13 protein-coding genes and 1 tRNA gene are annotated in these 20611 nt (G+C 68.8%); 8 read left to right on the top strand and 6 right to left on the bottom strand.

Annotated elements, in window-relative coordinates; all coding sequences use genetic code 11:
• Nucleotides 1-3 precede the first annotated feature (3 nt).
• Nucleotides 4-1041, bottom strand: coding sequence for a TerC family protein (locus ABDC78_RS19520; protein ID WP_178359422.1), 1038 nt, complete (start codon nt 1039-1041; stop codon nt 4-6).
• Between the two features lie 229 nt (nt 1042-1270).
• Here ABDC78_RS19520 and ABDC78_RS19515 point away from each other — a divergent pair, with 229 nt between their 5' ends.
• The 6 genes from ABDC78_RS19515 to ABDC78_RS19490 are packed head-to-tail and all read left to right on the top strand — an operon-like array spanning nt 1271 to nt 10987.
• Nucleotides 1271-5209, top strand: a complete 3939-nt coding sequence (locus tag ABDC78_RS19515; protein WP_178359423.1) for a Pls/PosA family non-ribosomal peptide synthetase — start codon at nt 1271-1273, stop codon at nt 5207-5209.
• Nucleotides 5206-6552 (top strand): M1 family metallopeptidase, encoded by a 1347-nt coding sequence (locus ABDC78_RS19510; protein ID WP_178359424.1) that lies wholly within the window; start codon nt 5206-5208, stop codon nt 6550-6552. Before ABDC78_RS19515 ends, ABDC78_RS19510 begins: the two co-directional genes overlap by 4 nt.
• On the top strand, nt 6549-7799 hold the full coding sequence (locus ABDC78_RS19505; protein WP_178359425.1) for a hypothetical protein: 1251 nt from the start codon (nt 6549-6551) through the stop codon (nt 7797-7799). Before ABDC78_RS19510 ends, ABDC78_RS19505 begins: the two co-directional genes overlap by 4 nt.
• A gap of 45 nt (nt 7800-7844) precedes the next feature.
• A complete protein-coding gene (gene galE, locus ABDC78_RS19500; RefSeq protein ID WP_178359426.1) occupies nt 7845-8825 on the top strand; it encodes a UDP-glucose 4-epimerase GalE in 981 nt (326 codons plus the stop codon).
• Complete coding sequence (locus ABDC78_RS19495) at nt 8822-10588, top strand: hypothetical protein (RefSeq protein WP_178359427.1); 1767 nt, start codon at nt 8822-8824, stop codon at nt 10586-10588. The genes galE and ABDC78_RS19495 overlap by 4 nt, the downstream gene beginning before the upstream one ends.
• 27 nt (nt 10589-10615) lie before the next feature.
• On the top strand, nt 10616-10987 hold the full coding sequence (locus tag ABDC78_RS19490; protein WP_178359428.1) for a carboxymuconolactone decarboxylase family protein: 372 nt from the start codon (nt 10616-10618) through the stop codon (nt 10985-10987).
• A gap of 23 nt (nt 10988-11010) precedes the next feature.
• Here ABDC78_RS19490 and ABDC78_RS19485 read toward each other — a convergent pair.
• Together ABDC78_RS19485 and ABDC78_RS19480 are read right to left on the bottom strand one after the other, a co-directional pair.
• Nucleotides 11011-11083 (bottom strand) — tRNA-Thr (locus tag ABDC78_RS19485).
• A gap of 76 nt (nt 11084-11159) precedes the next feature.
• The gene (locus ABDC78_RS19480; RefSeq protein WP_178359429.1) at nt 11160-12386 is read right to left on the bottom strand and encodes a DNA polymerase III subunit delta'; all 1227 of its coding nucleotides are present in this window, start codon (nt 12384-12386) and stop codon (nt 11160-11162) included.
• 82 nt (nt 12387-12468) lie between these two features.
• Here ABDC78_RS19480 and ABDC78_RS19475 point away from each other — a divergent pair, with 82 nt between their 5' ends.
• Nucleotides 12469-14052, top strand: a complete 1584-nt coding sequence (locus ABDC78_RS19475; RefSeq protein WP_178359430.1) for an adenylate/guanylate cyclase domain-containing protein — start codon at nt 12469-12471, stop codon at nt 14050-14052.
• On the opposite strand, the gene topA is transcribed toward ABDC78_RS19475, so the two are convergent.
• From topA to ABDC78_RS19460, 3 genes are all read right to left on the bottom strand, one after another.
• Nucleotides 14049-16877 (bottom strand): type I DNA topoisomerase, encoded by a 2829-nt coding sequence (topA, locus tag ABDC78_RS19470; protein ID WP_178359431.1) that lies wholly within the window; start codon nt 16875-16877, stop codon nt 14049-14051. The two genes, ABDC78_RS19475 and topA, sit on opposite strands and share 4 nt — an antisense overlap.
• A gap of 133 nt (nt 16878-17010) precedes the next feature.
• Nucleotides 17011-17601 carry a hypothetical protein gene (locus ABDC78_RS19465; protein WP_178359432.1) on the bottom strand — a complete coding sequence of 197 codons (591 nt, stop codon included), beginning with the start codon at nt 17599-17601 and terminating at the stop codon, nt 17011-17013.
• 97 nt (nt 17602-17698) lie between these two features.
• A complete protein-coding gene (locus tag ABDC78_RS19460) occupies nt 17699-17902 on the bottom strand; it encodes a cold-shock protein (RefSeq protein ID WP_006243848.1) in 204 nt (67 codons plus the stop codon).
• Between the two features lie 308 nt (nt 17903-18210).
• Between ABDC78_RS19460 and ABDC78_RS19455 the strand changes: the two genes are divergently transcribed.
• Entirely contained in the window at nt 18211-20547 is a 2337-nt protein-coding gene (locus ABDC78_RS19455) for a DEAD/DEAH box helicase (RefSeq protein ID WP_347133523.1), read from the top strand.
• Nucleotides 20548-20611 lie beyond the last annotated feature (64 nt).

The raw sequence follows: 20611 nt of genomic DNA, 5'->3' as shown, positions 1-20611 counted from the left end.
CGCTCAGCGCGACGGATCCTCCCGCGGATCGGTGGTGAGGTCGGCCGCCTCGACCTCCGTCGCTTCACCGTTCTTGCGGACATCGTGAACCCGGGTCTTGTAGAGGCTGGCCACCGTCGTGATCAGCAGCGTGACGATGATGACGCCGAGACTGGCCAGCGTCGGGATCTCCGGCACCGGCACGTGCTCGCCACCGTTGATGAACGGCAGTTCGTTCTCGTGCAGCGCGTGCAGCAACAGCTTGATGCCGATGAAGCCGAGGATGAACGCCAGGCCCTGTGACAGGTACACCAGCCGCTTGAGCAGGTCGCCGAGCAGGAAGTACAGCTGCCGCAGGCCCATCAGCGCGAACACGTTGGCGGTGAACACCAGGTAGGGCTCGCGGGTAAGCCCGTAGATGGCCGGGATGGAGTCCAGCGCGAACAACAGGTCGGTGGTGCCCAGCGCGACGATGACCAGGAACATCGGGGTCATCACCCGCGTGCCGTTCTCCTTGACCCACAGCCGCAGGCCGTCCCACTGGTCGGTGAACTTCAAGTGCCGCTGGGCGAACCTGACCACCGAGTTGTCGGCGTCGTCGTCGTGTTCGGTGTCCCGGACGAGCTTGATCGCGGTGTAGATCAGGAACGCACCGAACAGGTAGAACACCCAGGAGAACTGGTTGATGGCCACGGCGCCGATCGCGATGAAGATGCCGCGGAAGATCAGCGCCAGGATGATGCCGACCAGCAGCGCCTGCTGCTGGTAGATCCGTGGCACCTTGAAGCTGGCCATGATGATCAGGAAGATGAACAGGTTGTCCACCGACAGGCTGTACTCGGTGAGCCACCCGGCGAAGAACTCGATCCCGAACTGGCTGCCGTGGTAGAACCACGTCCACAGCCCGAAGGCGACGGCGAGGCCGATGTAGACCGTCAGCGCGGTCCCGGTCTCACGCCGCGACGGCTCGTGTGGCCTCCGGCCGAATATCAAGACATCGACAAGCAGGATGCCGATCGTCACGGCGAGCGTGATGCCCCACTCGAGTCCACTTACGTTCATCAAACCTCCGGTCGTCACTCAACGCCGGAGGTCTCTTCCGCCAACCGTCGGCCCGCGGGTCGATAGTAGGCCCGCAGCACCGGTCGTCCTAGGACGGACGACGAGATGACGACACAGCGGCGAAGGAATACTCCCCTCCAAGCGGATCATTGTGCCAGTCAGGTCTCGAAGACGCGAAACGAAGCACCGACCGACGCGAACAACCCCGTGCGCTGAGTAGTTTGTACCCGTGACAGCACCGGATCCAACCCCCGAGATCCCCCGTGAATTCCTGCTGTCGGCGCAGGCATCAGAGCCACGCACCCTGATCGACATCCTCTACGACACCGCGCGCCGCCATCCCGATGCGACAGCACTCGACGACGGCACCGTCCAACTCACCTACGCGGAGCTGATCTCCGACGTCGAGGACAGCGTCTCGTGGCTGGCCGCGCGCGGCATCGGCCGTGGTGACCGGATCGGCATCCGGATGCCCTCGGGCAGCTACGCGCTGTACGTCGCGATCCTGGCGACACTGGCGACCGGAGCCGCCTACGTCCCGGTCGACGCCGACGACCCCGCCGAACGCGCCGAGTTGGTGTTCACCGAAGCGGAGGTGGTCGCGGTGATCACCGAGCAGGGGTTGGTGCGCGGACCGGGTTCGTCGCGGGGATGGCGGGCAGCGCCGCCGCTGAGTCGCGACGATGCGTGGGTCATCTTCACCTCCGGGTCGACAGGCACCCCGAAGGGGGTCGCCGTGTCCCACCGCAACGCGGCGGCCTTCGTCGACGCCGAGGCACGGATGTTCCTGCAGGACAACCCGATCGGCCCCGGAGACCGGGTGCTGGCGGGGTTGTCGGTGGCTTTCGACGCCTCCTGCGAGGAGATGTGGCTGGCGTGGCGTCACGGCGCGTGTCTGGTGCCGGCGCCGCGGTCGTTGGTGCGCAGCGGCATGGACCTGGGTCCCTGGCTGGTGTCGCGCGACATCACCGTCGTGTCCACGGTGCCCACGCTGGCGTCGCTGTGGCCGGCGGAGGCGCTGGAGGCGGTCCGGCTGCTGATCTTCGGCGGCGAAGCCTGCCCGCCGGAACTGGCGGAACGGCTCGCGGTGGAAGGCCGCGAGGTGTGGAACACCTACGGCCCGACCGAGGCGACCGTCGTCGCCTGCGCGGCCCGCTTGGACGGGCACAGCCCGGTGAGCATCGGCCTGCCGCTGCCGGGATGGGACCTGGCCGTCGTCGGCAAGGACGGCGCACCGGTGCGCTTCGGCGAGGTCGGCGAACTCGTGATCGGCGGCGTCGGCCTGGCCCGCTACCTCGACCCGGAGAAGGACGCCGAGAAGTACGCGGCTATGCCTTCTCTGAGCCATCAGGGGCATTGGAGCCGTGCCTACCGCAGCGGCGACCTGGTGCGGTTGGAGCCCGACGGGCTGTACTTCGTCGGGCGCGCCGACGATCAGGTCAAGGTGGGCGGGCGGCGCATCGAACTGGGCGAGGTGGACACCGCGCTGGTGCATCTGCCGGGTGTCAGCGGCGCCGCCGCCGCGGTGCGGAAATCGGCGAGCGGCACCCCGCTGCTGGTGGGCTACGTCGTCGTCGCTCCGGGCGCCGAGCAGTCCTTCGACCTCGCCGCGGCCCGCGAACGGCTCTCCGAGGCGCTTCCGGCCGCCCTGGTTCCCCGGCTGGTCGTCGTCGACGAGCTCCCCACCCGGACATCGGGGAAAGTCGACCGCGACGCGCTGCCGTGGCCGGTCGGCCCGGCCGCGGACGATGCACCCGAGTTCGGCGGGACCCTCGGCTGGCTGGCCGGGCACTGGCGTGATGTGCTCGGCGCGCCGGTCGACGGGCCCGAGGCGGACTTCTTCGCCCTCGGCGGCGGATCGCTGTCGGCGGCTCAACTGATCGCGGTGCTGCGGCAGCAGTATCCGCAGATGACGGTCGCCGAGCTGTACGACCATCCCCGATTGGGCTCGCTGGCCGGCTACCTCGACGAACTCGCTCCCCCGCCGGCGGTCGAGACGCGCGTCGTGAAGCCGGTCCCGCGCCTGACCCAGGCCGCCCAGGTCGCGTTGACGGTGCCACTGGCCACGCTGACCGGCCTGCAATGGGTGGTGTGGCTGGCCATCGCCAACAACGTCGCCGACGCGCTGTCGCTGGTGCCGTGGACGCGGCCGATCGGCTGGTGGTGGATCGTGGCCGGCTTCCTGCTGTTCGTCACCCCGTTCGGCCGCATGGGCATCGCCGTGTTCGGGGCACGCACCCTCGTCGGCAACCTGGCACCGGGCACCTACCGCCGCGGCGGATCGGTTCACCTGCGGGTGTGGCTGGCCGAGCGGTTGGCCGAGGCAAGCGGCGCCGAGAACATGTCCGGAGCGCCGTGGCTGGTCTACTACGCCCGCGCGCTGGGAAACAGCGTCGGCAACGGGGTGGACCTGCACTCCTCGCCGCCGGTGACCGGAATGCTGACGCTGGGTCACCGCTGTTCGATCGAACCCGAGGTCGATCTGAGCGGCCACTGGATCGACGGAGACCAGTTCCACGTCGGCCCCGTCACCGTCGGCAACGACGCCACGGTCGGTGCCCGGACGACGTTGCTCCCCGGTTCGGTCATCGGCAAGAACGCCGACGTCGCGCCCGGTTCCGGCGTCGTTGGGAAGGTGAAGAACAGGCAGTACTGGAAGGGCTCACCGGCGGTGAAGTCCGGCAAGGCCAAGCATCCGTGGCCCGACCACCGGCCGCCGAACGCGCCGGCGTGGGTCGCGATGTACGGCCTGACCTCGATGCTGCTGGGCGCGTTGCCGCTGGCCGCGCTGGCGGCCGGGCTCGCGGTCATCGGCTGGGGGGTGCGCGGCACCCCCTCGGTGAGCGCGGCGGTGCTTCCGGCGCTGGCATGGACCGTGCCCGCGACGCTGGCGGCGGTGCTGGTCTACGCGGTGCTGACGGTGGTGGGGGTGCGAGTGCTCGCGATCGGCCTGCATGAGGGCTACCACCCCGTCCGCAGCCGATCGGGCTGGCAGTTGTGGGCCACCGAGCGCCTCATGGACGCCGCCCGCAATTATCTGTTCCCGCTGTATGCCAGCCTGCTCACCCCGTGGTGGCTGCGAGTGCTCGGAGCGCAGGTGGGCAGCGGCACCGAGATCTCGACCGCGCTGCTGATCCCCAAGTTCACCGTCATCGAGGACGGCGCGTTCCTCGCCGACGACACGATGGTGGCGTCCTACGAACTCGGCGGCGGCTGGATCCACGTCGCCCGCGCGACGATCGGCAAGCGGGCGTTCCTGGGCAACTCGGGAATCACCCAACCCGGACGGCGGGTGCCCGACGACGGACTGGTCGCCGTTCTCTCGGCGACACCGCACAAGGCCAAGGCCGGCTCGTCCTGGCTGGGCAGCCCGCCGGTGCGGTTGCGTCGCCGCCCGACGGCCGCCGACGCGCTGCGCACGTTCCACCCGACACCTCGGCTGAAGGCGTTGCGCGCCACGGTGGAGACCTTCCGGTTCGTCCCGGTGGTGGTGACGTTCGCGATCGGTGTCGCGGTGCTGCTGGCTCTGCAGGCCTCGGCGGTGACGGTCGGCTGGGGCTGGGCGGCAGTGCTCGCCGGGCTGGTCCTGCTGGCTGCGGGGGCGGTGGCGGGGACTGTCGCGGTGATCGCCAAATGGCTTGTCGTGGGGCGGATCACCGCGGTCGAGCATCCACTGTGGTCACCGTTCGTCTGGCGCAACGAGGTGTCGGACACATTTGTCGAAACCGTCGCCGCGCCGTGGTTCGCCAGGGCCGCAGCGGGTACCCCGGTGATGAATTTGTGGCTGCGGGGGCTTGGCGCGACGATCGGACGTGGTGTGTGGTGTGAGACGTACTGGCTTCCCGAGGCGGACCTCGTGACGCTGGAGGACAGTGCCACCGTCAACCGCGGGTGCGTCGTCCAGACCCACCTGTTCCACGACCGCATCATGCGGATGGACACCGTGGTCCTCGAAAACGGCGCCACGCTCGGGCCGCACTGCGTCGCGCTGCCCGCGGCCCGGATCGGCGCCGGGGCCACCATCGGACCCGCGTCGCTGGTGATGCGAGGTGACGAAGTGCCGCCGTCGACGCGGTGGCAGGGCAACCCGATCGCGCCCTGGAATCCACTCCGCAAGAAGCGGGCCGACGCGTCGAACACCAAGCCCAAGAAGCCCGAGGCCGCGTGACGGGACGCAAACGGGTCGCCAAGAAGAGCGGGCCTCCGGTCATCGACCCGTACCTGCCCGAGGCCGGCAATTTCGGCTACCGGGTGTCCCGCTACGAACTCGAACTCGAGTACAAGGTCGCGATCAACCGACTCGCCGGATCGGCCACCATCACCGCCGTCACCCTGGCCGAGCTGAAGACCTTCACCCTCGACCTGTCGAACGCCCTTGCGGTGTCGAAGGTGACGGTGAACGGCAAGCGACCCTCGCAGTTCCGAAGCCAGGCAGGCAAGCTGCACATCACCCTCGGTGAGCGGTTGCCGGCCGGCGCCGCGATGACCGTGACGGTGCGCTACGGCGGCACCCCCCGACCCATTCGATCCCATTGGGGTGCCGTCGGTTTCGAGGAACTCACCGAAGGCGCGCTCGTCGCCGGGCAGCCCAACGGCGCGGCGTCCTGGTTCCCCTGCGATGACCATCCCAGCGCCAAGGCCAGCTTCCGAATCCAGATCAGCACGGAGACTGTGTACTTTGCCGTCGCCAACGGCAAGCTGCTGTCCCGCCGGGCACGCGCCGGAATGACCACCTGGATCTACGAGCAGGCCGAACCCACGTCGACGTACCTGGTCACCCTGCAGATCGGCGTGTACGAACGCCACCGGATGTCGAAGAACGGCGTCGAGATCTTCTCGGTGCTGCCCGACCGGCTGCGCGCCGACTTCGAACACGACTTCGGCCGCCAACCCCAGATGATGAAACTGTTCGAGAAACTGTTCGGACCCTATCCGCTGGCGACGGGTTACACCGTGGTGGTGACCGACGATGACCTGGAGATCCCGCTCGAGGCGCAGGGTATCTCCATCTTCGGCGCCAATCACTGTGGTGGACAGCGCAGTTCGGAGCGCCTGATCGCGCACGAGTTGGCCCACCAGTGGTTCGGGAACTCGGTCACCGCGCAACGCTGGCGCCACATCTGGCTGCACGAGGGCTTCGCCTGCTACGCCGAGTGGCTGTGGTCCGAACACTGCGGCGAGCGCACCGCACATCAGTGGGCACTGCACTATCACCAGCGGCTGAAGAACTCTGCGCAGAACCTGGTGCTCGCCGACCCCGGGCCGCGCGACATGTTCGACGACCGGGTGTACAAGCGCGGCGCACTCACCCTGCACGCGCTGCGCATGCGAATCGGTGACGCCAGTTTCTTTGCGCTGCTCCAGGAGTGGACCACACGCTACCGGCACGGCACGGTGGTGACCGACGACTTCACCGGCATGGCCGCGCACTATGCCGAGGATTCGCTGCGTCCGCTGTGGGACGCGTGGCTGTACTCACCGAAGGTTCCGTCGCTGGACGTGTGGGCGTGACCGACGCGACTGCCGCGCCTTCGGGGGCGGTGACCCGCAGCAGCATGGTCCGGGTCGGGGCGGCGACGGCACTGACCGCACTGTGCGGCTACGCGGTGCTCTACCTGGCCGCACGCGATCTCGAGCCGGCGGGCTTCTCGGTGTTCGGGGTGTTCTGGGGCGCGTTCGGGCTCGCCAGCGGAGCCGCGTTCGGGTTGCTCCAGGAGACGACGCGCGAAGTCCGCTCCGCTGCTCACACCGAGCCAACGGGAGAGCGCACCCACCCGATCCGGGTGGGTGCCGCGATCGGGCTGACGGCCGCGGCGTTGATCGCCGCGACGTCTCCGCTGTGGTCGGCGCACGTCTTCGTCGAAGACCGGCTTCTCAGCGTCGCGCTGCTGAGCGTCGGGTTGGCCGGGTTCTGTCTGCACACCACGCTGCTCGGCGCCCTCGCCGGGGTCAACCGCTGGTCGGAGTACGGCGCGCTGATGGTCACCGACGCCGTGCTGCGGGTCGCGGTGGCCGCGGCCACCTTCGTCGTGGGCTGGGGGCTCGGCGGGTATCTGTGGGCCACCGTCGCCGGCGCGATCGCATGGCTGCTGATGCTTCTCGCCTCGCCGGGCACCCGGGCCGCCGCGGGGTTGCTCACCTCGGGCGGCACCGTGACCTTCCTGCGCGGCACCGGGCACTCGATCGCCGCGGCGGGCGCCAGCGCGGTTCTGGTGATGGGGTTTCCGGTGCTGCTGAAGATCACCTCCGGGGGTGACCTCGGCGCGACCGGCGGCGTGGTGATCCTCGCCGTGACGCTGACCCGGGCGCCGCTGCTGGTGCCGCTGACCGCCATGCAGGGCAATCTGATCGCCCATTTCGTCGACCAACGCTCCCATCGCCTGCGGGCTCTGGTGGCGCCGGCGGCGCTGGTCGGCGCGCTCGGCGCCGTCGGCGTCGCACTCGCGGCGGCATTCGGGCCGTGGCTGCTGCGGGAGGCCTTCGGTGCCGAGTACGTCGCCGACGGTGCGCTGCTGGCCTGGTTCACCGCCGCAGCGGTGGCGATCGCGTTTCTGACGCTGACCGGCGCGGCGACGGTGGCCGCCGCTCTGCACCGGGCCTACGCGGCCGGCTGGCTGTGCGCCACGGTCGCCTCTGCGCTGCTGCTGCTTCTGCCTCTCGAACTCGAGGTCCGCACCGTCGTCGCGCTGCTGTGCGGGCCGCTGCTGGGCATCGTGGTGCACCTGGGCGCTCTCGCCCGAGTGCCCACCGCTGCCTAGCAGCCGAATACGCTGCAAGGCTGCGGTCGAAGTAAAGGAGATGACATGAGCTGGCTGGTGACCGGTGGCGCCGGGTACATCGGGTCACACGTGGCCCGCGCCCTGCTCGACGCCGACCTGCAGGTGGTGGTGATCGACGACCTGTCCAGCGGAATCGAGGAGTTCGTACCTGACGGCGCGGCGTTCGTGCGTGGCACCCTGCTCGACAGGGCGCTGATCGAGGACACCCTGCAGCGGTTCGGGGTGGACGGGGTCATCCACGTGGCGGGCTACAAGTACGCCGGCGAATCGGTCAAGCGGCCGCTGCACACCTACGAGCAGAACGTCACCGCCACGGTCAACCTGCTGCAGGCGATGGAATCCGCGGGCGTCGACAAGGTGGTGTTCTCCTCGAGCGCCGCCACGTACGGCACACCGGATGTCGAGATCGTCGACGAGACAACGCCCACGACACCCGAATCACCCTACGGGGAAACGAAACTGATCGGTGAGTGGCTGCTGCGCGACGCGGGTCGTGCCACCGGCCTGCGGCACACCAGCCTGCGGTACTTCAACGTCGTCGGATCGGGCGACGACCAGTTGTACGACGTCAGCCCCCACAACCTGTTCCCGAAGGTGTTCGACATGCTCTATCGCGGCGCCACGCCGAGCATCAACGGCGACGACTATCCGACTCCCGACGGCACCTGCGTGCGCGACTACATCCACGTCTCCGACCTGGCACTGGCGCATGTCGCTGCGGCACAGCGACTCCGGGACGGGCTGGCGACCGAACCGGTGTACAACCTCGGCAGCGGGGCCGGCACGTCGGTGCGGGAGATCATGACCGCGATCCGCGAGGTCACCGAGTTCGACTTCGAGCCGCGGATCATGCCGCGGCGACCGGGTGACCCGGCGCGCATCGTGGCCGCCGGTGACCTCGCCGCCCGCGATCTCGGCTGGTCGATGCGTCACTCGCTCGAGGACATGGTCGCCTCGGCGTGGACTGCCCGCCGGCGCGCCGGAGACGCCTACCCCCGCTCGTGAGGTCCTGGGTCGCCCGCACCGCCGCAGCGCTCATCGCGCTGCATCTTGTCGTCCGGGTGGTGCTGGCGTTCGGCGGCTACTTCTACTGGGACGATCTGATCCTCGTCGGCCGGGCGGGAACCCAGAGCCTGCTGTCACCGGCGTACCTCTTCGACGACCACGACGGCCATGTGATGCCCGGCGCCTTCCTGGTAGCGGGGGTCATCACCCGGCTGGCCCCGCTGGACTGGGTGGGTCCCGCGATCAGCCTGGTGGTACTGACCCTGCTGGCCTCGCTGGCCTTGCTCCGGGCGTTGCACGTGATCCTCGGCTGGCGCCCGGTGTTGTTGGTGCCCTTGACCTTCGCGCTGTTCACACCGTTGGCCGTGCCGGGTTTCGCATGGTGGGCGGCGGCGTTGAACTCGCTTCCGATGCTGGCCGCGATGGCCTGGGTGTGCGCCGACGCGATCCAGCTGACGCGCACCGGAAACTGGCGTTACGTGCTGACCGGCGCGCTGGCGTATTTCGGCGGGCTGCTGTTCTTCGAGAAGGCGGCGATCATCCCGTTCGTCGCGTTCACCGTCACCGCGCTCTACTGGCACGTGACGGGGAGCGGATCGATCCGGACCGTCTGGCGGCGCGGCGCCCGGCTGTGGCTGACGTGTTTGGCGCTCACCGCCGCCTGGATCGGCGTGTATCTACTGGTGGTCGACCAGCAGCGGTGGAGCTTCGATCTGTCGATGACATGGGATCTGTTGTGGCGCTCCGTCACTCACGGCATCGTGCCCGGCCTGGTCGGCGGGCCGTGGGATTGGCAGCGGTGGGCGCCGGCCTCGCCGTGGGCGACCCCGCCCGCATCGGTGATGGTGCTCGGCTGGGTCGCACTGGCGGGCATCGTCGCGCTCACGCTGTACCGCAAGAAGCGCATCGGCCCGGTGTGGCTGGCCGCGCTGGGGTACGCCGTCGCCTGCCAGGTGCCGATCTACCTCATGCGCTCATCACAGTTCACCGCGCTCGAGCTCGCTCAGACACTGCGCTATCTGCCCGATCTCGTGGTCGTGCTGGCGCTTCTGGCGGCGGTCGGCCTGTGCGCACCGAACCGGGAGGAGTCGCGGGGGCTGGACTCGTCGACGGCGAGATCGCTGACGACCGCGGGCCTCGCGGTGGCGTTCGTCGCGAGCAGCCTGTACTCGACGGCGACGTTCCTCAGCAGTTGGCGCGACAACCCCGCACAGCCGTATCTGCAGAACGCCCGCACCGCCCTGGCGGTCGCCGATGCCACCTCCGACGCGCCGATGTTGGACCAGGAGGTCGATCCGCTGGTGCTGCAGCGGGTGGCGTGGCCGGAGAACCTGACCAGCCACATGTTCGCCCTGCTCGACGACCGTCCTGAATTCACCTCTGCGACAACTGATCTACGCATGCTCGACGCTGCGGGCAAGCTCGCGGACGCGAAGGTGACCTGGGTCCGTTCCATCCGCCCCGGGCCGGGTCCGCAGTGCGGATACCTGGTGCAGCCCGACTTCCCGGTGCGCATGCCACTGGACGGACCGCTGCTGCCCGCTGACTGGACTGCAGAGATCAACTACCTGGCCAACAGTGACGGCTCGCTGATGCTGTCGCTGGCCGACGGCGACGAGGTCAAGGTTCCGGTCCGGCCCGGGCTGAACCGCGTCTACGTACGACTGCCCGGTGCGGGAGATGCGATCACCGTGCGCGCCGGCACCGCAGCGCTGTCGGTGTGTGTCGCAGCGGGTCCCGTCGGTTTTGTGGCGCCGCAGTAGCGACGGGCACTGTGTCACCCTGGTGGCATGACCGATATGCGCGCCAAGGGTTACGACGTTTTCCGCGAACTGCTGCCGGGTGTCCTCCCCGAAGGTGACGACGTCGGCATCCGCGACGGCAAGTTCGGCGACGAACTGCTCGAGATCGGCGTCGACAACGTCTTCGGCGCGCTGTGGGGCCGGGAGGGTCTGAGCCGCCGGGACCGCAGTCTGGTCACACTCGGCATCCTGATCGCGCTGCGCGCCACCGACGAACTCAAGTCCCACGTCCGGATCGCGCGCACCAACGGGCTGACGGAAGACGAGATCGCCGAGGTCATCTACCACTCGAGCGGCTATGCAGGGTTCCCGGCGGCCAACTCGGCGTGCACGGCGGCCCGTGAAGTGCTGGAGGACTGAGGCCTGTCTCCGCGGAAAAACGGAGCCGCCTGGGGGAATCGAACCCCCGACCTTCTCATTACGAGTGAGACGCTCTACCGACTGAGCTAAGGCGGCGTGCCGGCTATTCGACGGCGGCCCGAGTCTACGGCAGGGTCCGCCGACGACCCAAGTTGATGCCGGTCGCGGACTGTCAGCCGCGCAGCGCCTGCCCGACGGTGCCGACCATGGCGTCGACCGCGAATTTGGGTTTGACGTTGATCGCGAGGGCTTCGCGGCATTCCAGCACCGCCTCGATACAGCGCAGCAGCTTGTCCGGAGGTGCATGTGCCGCCATCGCGGCGACCTTCTCGGCCATGTCGGGGTGGTTGGGCGCCACCTCCCCCGCGCCCGCCGAAACCAGCAGGGCATCACGGAAGTACGTCGCGAGGTCGATCAGGGCGCGGTCGAGTGCATCCCGCGACGCCCGGGTCTGGCGCGACTTCTGGCGCTTCTCGAGGTCCTTGATCGCCGCGGCGGCGCCGCGGATCGCCCCGGCGGTGCCCTTCCCGGTACCGCCTGCGCCCAGCGCAGTGCGCAACTCGTCCGCCTCGGCGTCGTTGCGATCTCCGGTCAGCGCCTTGGCCTCTGCCTCTGCCGTGGCCACCAGTTCCTCGGCGGCGGCGTAGGCCCGCGACGGCGTCGCCGCATCCCGCGCGAGGCTCAGCGCCCGCTGCCTTCTCTGCCGTGCCTGCTCGTCGGTGGCCAGCCGTCTGGCCCGCCCGACATGCCCTCCGCTGACCGACGCCGCCCACACCGCGTCCTTCTCCGGCAGTCCGTCGGATTCGATCAGCACCCCGGCGATCGCCGCCACCGGCGGGGTCACCAGCGCGACGTGCCGGCACCGCGACCTCAGCGTGATCGAGATGTCCTCCGGGTCCACCGACGGGGCGCACAGCAGGAACACCGTCGACGGCGGCGGCTCCTCGACCACTTTGAGCAGGGCGTTGGCGGCGCCCTCGGTGAGCCGGTCGGCGTCCTCGATCACCACGATCTGCCAGCGGCCGGTTCCGGGCCGCCGTGACGCGATCTGCACGATGGTCCGCATCGCATCGACGCCGATGGACAGTCCCTCCGGGATGATCCGGCGCACGTCGGCGTGGGTACCGGCCATCGTGGTGGTGCAGGCCCGGCACTCCCCGCAACCGGGCGGGCCGGCGGCGGTGCACTGCAGCGCAGCGGCGAAGCACAGGGCGGCCACCGACCTGCCCGAGCCCGGCGGCCCGGTGATCAGCCACGCATGGGTCATCGACCGGGATGCGACTTCGATCTCGCCGGCGGCCCCCGTGTGAGCCGAATCACCGCGTGCAGCCCGGGCCGCGTGGATCAGTTCCGACTCCACTGCGTCCTGGCCCACCAGACGCGCAAAAACACCTGCCATCGCCGATAACAGTAGTGCTGCGAACCGACACGTCCGTCCCAGAGGCCCCTTCCGCGTCAGCTGCGCCCGATACGGTATCCGGATGGCCGCCGAACCGATCGAGGTCGGGCGAATCAGTGCATTCGTCCGCTGGGTCGCACGCACCCCGTGGCCGGTGTTCACCCTCGGCATGCTGCAGGCCGACATCATCGGCGCCCTGCTGGTCCTCGGCTTCCTGCGTTTCGGCCTGCCTCCCGAGGACCGCATCCAGCTGCAGGATCTGCCCACCTTCAACCTGGTGGTCTTCCTGGGTTTCCTGTTCGTGTCGTTCACCGTCGCGTCGTATCTGAGCCTGCGGTTGCTGATCCCGGTGATGCGCTGGCAGCGCCGCGACATGCTGCTCGGCGAGCGGGACCCGGCCGAGACCGAAGTGGCCCGCATCCGGGCGCTGAAGATGCCGTTCTACCGCTCGCTGATCAACGTCTCGAACTGGCTGCTGGGGTCGGTGGTGTTCATCGTCGCCAGCTGGCCGGTGGCCAGCAAGTCCGCACCGGTGGTGGCCGTCGCCACCGGTCTGGGCGCCACCGCCACCGCCATCATCGGCTACCTGCAGTCCGAGCGGGTGTTGCGACCGGTGGCCGTGGCCGCGCTGCGCGGCGGGGTCCCGGAGAACTTCCGCGCCCCGGGCGTCATCCTGCGCCAGGTGATGACCTGGGTGCTCTCGACAGGTGTGCCCGTCCTGACCATCGTGCTCGCGCTGGTGGCCAGCAAGTTCTCGATCCTCACCGCACCCGCCGAACGACTCACCACGACGATCCTGCTGCTGGCGATCGCTGCACTGGTGATCGGGCTGGCCAGCACCGTGCTGGTCGCGATGTCCATCGCCGACCCGCTGCGGCAGCTGCGCTGGGCCCTCGGTGAGGTGCAGCGCGGCAACTACAACGCCCACATGCAGATCTACGACGCCAGCGAGCTCGGGCTGCTCCAGGCCGGATTCAACGACATGGTGCGCGACCTGGCCGAACGGCAGCGGCTACGCGACCTGTTCGGCCGCTACGTGGGTGAGGACGTCGCGCGCCGCGCGTTGGAACGGGGTACCGAGCTCGGCGGCCAGGAGCGCGACGTGGCCGTGCTGTTCGTCGACCTGGTCGGGTCGACCCAGCTGGCGGCGACCCGACCGGCCGCCGACGTCGTCAGCCTGCTCAACGAGTTCTTCCGGGTCGTCGTCGACACCGTCAACCGCCACGGCGGGTTCGTCAACAAGTTCCAGGGTGACGCCGCGCTGGCCATCTTCGGGGCTCCGATCGAGCATCCCGACGCCTCCGGTGCGGCGCTGGCGGCCTCCCGCGAGTTGCACGACGACCTCATCGAGGTGCTCGGGGAGACCGACTTCGGCATCGGGGTGTCCGCCGGCCGGGCGATCGCCGGCCACATCGGGGCGTTGGCACGATTCGAGTACACGGTGATCGGTGACCCCGTGAACGAGGCTGCCCGGCTCACCGAGCTGGCGAAGCTGGAACCCGGCCACGTGCTGGCCTCGGCGATCGCGGTCAGCGGCGCGCTCGACGCGGAGGCTCTCTGCTGGGACGTCGGGGAGACCGTCGAGCTGCGGGGCCGCACGGCACCGACGCAGCTGGCCCGCCCGGTCAACCTGGTGACCGCCGACGAGGTCAGACTGTCGCGCTAGGCCTTCTTCGCGGCTTTCTTCGCAGCGGCCTTCTTCGCCGGCGCTTTCTTGGCCGCCTTCTTGGCCGGCGCCTTCTTCGCGGCCTTCTTCACCGGACCACGGGCCCGACGGTCGGCGAGCAGTTCGGACGCCCGCTCGTCGGTGATCGACATGACATCGTCACCCTTGCGCAGGCTGGCGTTGGTTTCGCCATCGGTCACGTAGGGACCGAAGCGCCCGTCCTTGATGACCATCGGCTTGCCGCTCGCCTGGTCGTTGCCCAGCTCGCGCAGCGGCGGGGTGGCCGCCCCCTGCCTGCCGCGCCGCTTGGGCTCGGCGTAGATCTTCAGCGCCTCGTCGAGAGTGATGGTGAACATCTGCTCTTCGGTGGTCAGCGAACGAGAATCGGTGCCGCGCTTCAGATATGGGCCGTAGCGACCGTTCTGCGCGGTGATCTCCTCGTTGTTGGCCGGGTCGACGCCGACCACCCGCGGCAACGACAGCAGCTTCAGCGCATCCTCGAGGGTCACCGTCTCGAGGTCCATCGTGCGCAGCAGCGAACCGGTGCGCGGCTTGGGCCCGGTCGGCTTCTTGCCCTTCTTCGCGGGGGTTCCCGCCGTGCCGTCGTCGTCCTCCGGTGGCGCGGGCAGCACCTCGGTGACGTACGGGCCGTAGCGCCCGTCCTTGGCGACGATCTCGTGCCCGGTTTCGGGATCCACACCCAGCGAGCGACCCTCTTGCGGTGTGGCGAAAGCCTTTTCGGCCAGCTCGAGCGTCAGCTCGTCGGGTGTCAGATCATCGCTGAGGTTGGCCCGCTGCGGGGTCAACTCCCCGTCGTCACCGACGATCATCCGCTCGAGGTACGGGCCGTTGCGCCCGACGCGGACGTTGACCGCACGTCCTTCGGAGTCGTCGAAGAGCTTGATGGAGTTGACCAGTCGGGCGTCGATCTCCTCGAGGTTGCCGCCGACGAGCTTCTTGAGCCCGCCCGCACGCGCGATCGAGCCCTCGACGCCGTGGTCGCCACCGAAGTAGAAGTTGTTGAGCCAGTTGGACCTTCGCTCGTTGCCGGAGGCGATCTGGTCCAGTTCGTCTTCCATCGCGGCGGTGAAGTCGTAGTCGACCAGCCGGGCGAAGTGCTGCTCGAGCAGGCCGATGACGGCGAACGCCACCCAGGACGGGACCAGCGCACTGCCCTTCTTGTGCACGTAGCCGCGGTCCTGGATGGTCTTGATGATCGACGAGTACGTCGAGGGCCTGCCGATGCCGAAGTCTTCGAGCGTCTTGATCAGCGACGCTTCGGTGTACCGGGCGGGTGGGCTGGTGGTGTGCCCGTCGGCGGTCAGGTCCTTGGCGTCGACACGCTGCCCCTGCGTCAGGTTGGGCAGTCGACTCTCGGCGTCGTCGGCCTCTCCGCCGGCCTGATCGTCGAGGCTCTCCACGTAAGCCTTGAGGAATCCGGCGAAGGTGATGGTGCGGCCGCTGGCGTTGAACACGACCTGTTCGCCTGAGCTGGCGGAGCCGGCGATCCGCAGCGACAGCGTCGTGCCGCGGGCATCGGCCATCTGCGACGCGACGGTGCGCTGCCAGATCAGCTCGTAGAGCCGGAACTCGTCGGTGTCGAGCGCCGAGTGCAACTGACCCGGGGTCTGGAACACATCACCCGACGGCCGGATGGCCTCGTGTGCCTCCTGGGCGTTCTTGACCTTACGGGTGTACTGCCGCGGCGTCGGATGCACGTACTCCTCGCCGTAGAGCTGGCGAGCCTGGTTGCGCGCGGCATCGATGGCCGACTGCGACAGTGTCGTCGAGTCGGTACGCATGTAGGTGATGTAGCCGTTCTCGTAGAGCCGCTGCGCGATGCTCATCGTCCGTTCCGACGAGAACCGCAGCTTCCGGCCGGCCTCCTGCTGCAGCGTCGAGGTCATGAACGGCGCATAGGGCCTGCGGGTGTAGGGCTTCTGCTCGACCGACGACACCTGCATCTGCGCCCCGCGCAGACCGGTGGCCAGGGCACCCGCGGCCGCCTCGTCGAGGACGAGCACCTCGTCGGGCTTCTTGACCACACCGAGCGAGTCGAAGTCGCGACCGGAGGCCACGCGACGACCGTCGACGGTGTTGAGCTTGGCGGTGAACCGGGGAGGAGACGCCTGCGCATCCGAGACGCTGGCGTCCAGTTCTGCGGTGACATCCCAGTAGCCCGCGCTGCGGAACGCCATCCGCTCGCGTTCACGCTGCACGATGATGCGGGTCGCGACGGACTGCACCCGCCCGGCCGAGAGCTTCGGTGCGACCTTCTTCCACAGCACCGGGCTGACCTCGTAGCCGTAGAGACGGTCGAGGATGCGACGGGTCTCCTGGGCATCGACCAGGTCGTTGTCCAGATCCCGCGGATCGTCGGCGGCAGCGCGGATCGCCGGTTCGGTGATCTCGTGGAACACCATTCGCTTGACCGGGATCCGCGGTTTGAGCGTCTCCAGCAGATGCCAGGCGATCGCCTCGCCCTCACGGTCACCGTCTGTGGCCAGGTAGAGCTCGTCGACGTTCTTGAGCAGGTCCTTCAGCTCGGCGACGGTGCTCTTCTTCTCGGGGCTGATGATGTAGAGCGGTTCGAAGTCGGCATCGACGTTGACCCCGAGGCGCGCCCACGGCTCCGACTTGAACTTGGCAGGGACGTCCGCGGCGGCCCTGGGCAGGTCACGGATGTGCCCGCGGGATGACTCGACGATGTAGTTGGAGCCCAGGTAGCCCGCGATTTTGCGCGCTTTGGTGGGCGACTCGACAATGACGAGTCGCCGCACAGCACCATTGCTACCGCTCCCGCTTCCGCGGTCCCCGTCAGCCACCTATGTATAGCTCCACTTCTTTATTGCCCGCGGACGTCGCATCCTTCGATGAGCCGCCCCGGCAACTGACAATTTCGCACCCCCGGCCTGCCGACGCAAACTGGCCCCCGCGCCTCCGACCGCCCCGCGGCCGCTAGGTCCGCGGCCATTGCGACAACGGTTCGGCGCCTTCCGGAGGTTCCCCCACGTTCTCTACCAGGCGCGACAGCCGCCGCCGACCGCTGATCCGCAGTGCCGGACGGGTCCCGCGGGTCCCGATCAGCGTAGGCGCAATCCCGACCCTCATCATGGCCGACGCGAGCGGCGAATGTGTATCGGGTGCGTGCGGGTCCAATCCGAGCAGGTATCGGTCGGACTCCGGCGCCCCGGCCGCCAACGTCCACGCTCGGAGTTCCCGTGGCCCCGGCAGCCACTGAGGGGGCACCGTCTTGACGGCGCCCCTGGTCCACTGGCCGGCGATCGGGACCAGGCGGGCATCCAGCGCTGTGCGGACCAGCGGCGTGTCCTCGTCGGTCCGGGCGATCTCGGGTTCCAGCCCCGCGTCGGCGATCATCTCGGCCAGCGCGTTGGCCCGCCACAGCGCGTCCACCACCACCGACAACCGCGCGGTCTGCTCGCGCGACCCCCCGGCGAGCACCACCTGCCCCTGCGCAGCCAGGATTCCCGTCAGGTCGGCGATGGCCGGCGGCACCGACTCAGCCGAGAAGAAGGACAGCTGGCTCACACCAGTGACATTAAGGCAGCAGGAGTGAGAACACCCCCGCGCCTTCCGGGTGGATGACGCGGGGGTGATTAAAGAGGTCTTGGTTGGCGCGCTTCGGTCAGACGGCCCGAACGCCGGTGGCCTGGGGGCCCTTGGGGCTCTGGCCGACCTCGAACTCGACCTTCTGGTTCTCTTCCAGGGTGCGGAAGCCGCTGCCCTGAATCTCCGTGTAATGGACGAACACGTCAGCAGAGCCGTCTTCGGGAGCAATGAACCCGAAGCCCTTTTCCGCGTTGAACCACTTCACAGTTCCCTGTGGCATCTCTCGTAATTTCCTTCTCTTCAACCGGGAGCGGTCCACCGACTTCCGGTGTACCGGGCCCGTTCCGACCGCCATACCTTCGTGGAGTGCTCGGAACTCGACCCGACGTACAACCTCGCAGGAACCGCGACCGCAACGTCGATCCTGCGAGTGCTTGTACACGAACACAGAAGCTGCGACCGCGACAAGTCAATCACGTTCGGGGCTGCTGCGACAGTCTAGGAGAGATCACGTAGTGAACAATTCACATAGGACGAGTGCGCTGCGCCCCATCCAGACGTCCCGGGAGGTCCCAGGTGGCAGATCCGGTGTCGGAATTCGGCCGCGAGCTGCTCGCATGCGCGGTCGAGGGCACCGGCGCGGACGAACATCCCGTACGCCATGTCGCGGACCTGCCACCGCGGCGCGCCAGCACCCGGGCCTGGCCGCCGTGGGCTGACCCAGATGTGGTGCGCGCCTTCCGGGATCGGGGGGTCGAGGCGCCGTGGTCACACCAGCTCGAAGCCGCCCAGCTGGCGCGGGACGGACGTCATGTCGTCCTGAGCACGGGCACCGCGTCGGGCAAATCCCTGGCCTATCAGCTCCCGATATTGACGGCACTGAAAGAGAACCCGCGTACCCGCGTCCTCTATCTGTCGCCGACCAAGGCACTCGGGCACGACCAGCTGCGCTCGGCCGCATCGCTGACCTCGGCGGTGCCCGGACTCGCCGACGTCGCACCGACCCCCTACGACGGTGACAGCCCGACGGAGGTGCGGCGCTTCGCACGGGAACGATCGCGATGGATCTTCTCCAATCCCGACATGATCCACCTCTCAATGCTGCGCAACCACGCGCGCTGGGCGGTCTTCCTGCGCAATCTCCACTATGTCGTGGTCGACGAATGCCATTACTACCGAGGCATTTTCGGGTCCAACGTGGCGATGGTGCTGCGCCGGTTGTTACGCCTGTGCGCCCGCTACTCGGCGACCGGCGCGGACAGTTCCGGACCCACCGTGATCTTCGCCAGCGCAACCACCGCGCAACCCGCCGTCACCGCATCGGAGTTGATCGGCCAGACGGTCGCCGAAGTCACCGAGGACGGGTCGCCCCAGGGGGCACGAACGGTCGCACTGTGGGAACCGGCGCTCATGGCGGACCTCGTCGGGGAGAACGGCGCACCGGTGCGGCGATCGGCCGGTGCCGAAGCAGCGCGGGTGATGGCGGATCTGATCGCCGAGGGGGCGCGGATGCTCACGTTCGTGCGCTCACGCCGGGGCGCTGAACTGACCGCACTGGGCGCCCGGACACGGCTGACCGAGACCGCCCCGGACCTCGCGGACCGGGTGGCCTCCTACCGTGCCGGTTACCTCGCCGAGGACCGACGCCGGCTCGAACAGGCGCTGGCCGACGGCGAACTGCGCGGGGTGGCGACGACCAACGCGTTGGAATTGGGTGTGGACATCGCAGGTCTGGACGCCGTGGTGCTGGCCGGCTTCCCCGGCACCGTCGCGTCGTTCTGGCAGCAGGCCGGGCGCGCCGGTCGCCGCGGCCAGGGAGCCCTCGTCGTGCTGATCGCCCGCGACGACCCTCTCGACACCTACCTCGTGCACCACCCGGCAGCGCTGCTCGACAAGCCCATCGAACGCGTCGTCATCGATCCGGGCAATCCGTATGTGCTTGGCCCCCAGCTTCTTTGCGCCGCCACCGAGCTCCCGCTGACCGACGCGGAGGTGCGCATGTGGGATGCGGAAGCGGTCGCGGGGGCCTTGATCGACGACGGGCTGCTGCGGCGCCGACCGAGCGGCTACTTCCCCACCCCCGGGGTCGATCCGCACGCGGGGGTGGACATCCGGGGCGCCACCGGTGGTCAGATCGCGATCCTGGAGGTCGGCACGGGCCGCATGTTGGGCAGCACCGGCGCCGGTCAGGCGCCCGCGCAGGTCCACCCCGGCGCGGTGTATCTGCACCAGGGTGAGAGCTACGTGGTCGATTCGCTCGACTTCGAGGACGGCGTCGCCTTCGTCCACGGCGAGGACCCCGGTTACACGACCTTTGCCAGGGAGCTGACCGACATCAGTGTCACCGGCCAGGGCGAACGGGTTGACCACGGGCCGGTCACGGTGGGTCTGGTTCCGGTGTCGGTCACCAACACCGTCACCGGATATCTGCGCCGCCGACTCAGCGGTGAGGTGATCGACTTCGTCGAACTCGACATGCCGGCGCGCACCCTCGAGACGATGGCGGTGATGTGCACCATCACCCCGGAAGCGCTACAGAACAGCGGCATCGACCCGCTGCGGGTACCGGGATCACTGCACGCCGCCGAACATGCCGCCATCGGCCTGCTGCCGTTGGTCGCCAGCTGCGACCGCGGCGACATCGGCGGGGTGTCCACCGCGATCGGCCCGGTCGGTGGCCTGCCGACGATATTCGTCTACGACGGTCATCCTGGTGGCGCGGGTTTTGCGGCCCGCGGATTCCGCACCATCACCACCTGGTGGGACGCAACGGCGTCGGCGATCGAGGCCTGCGACTGCCCGATGGGCTGCCCGTCGTGTGTCCAGTCCCCCAAATGCGGAAACGGCAACGACCCGCTGGACAAAGACGGCGCCGTCAGGGTGTTACGGCTGGTGATGGACGCGCTCGCAGACCCGAGACCCTGAATCCCTGCGGCGATCGACCCCTCGACGAACGCCCACGGATGCGGCGGTACGAAGGCCCAGCTGA

Source organism: Mycobacterium sp. DL (assembly GCF_039729195.1).
GTDB classification, from domain to species: Bacteria; Actinomycetota; Actinomycetes; order Mycobacteriales; family Mycobacteriaceae; genus Mycobacterium; species Mycobacterium hippocampi_A.
The sequence above is the reverse complement of the archived record's forward strand: the minus strand, read 5'-3'. Positions and strand labels throughout refer to the sequence as shown.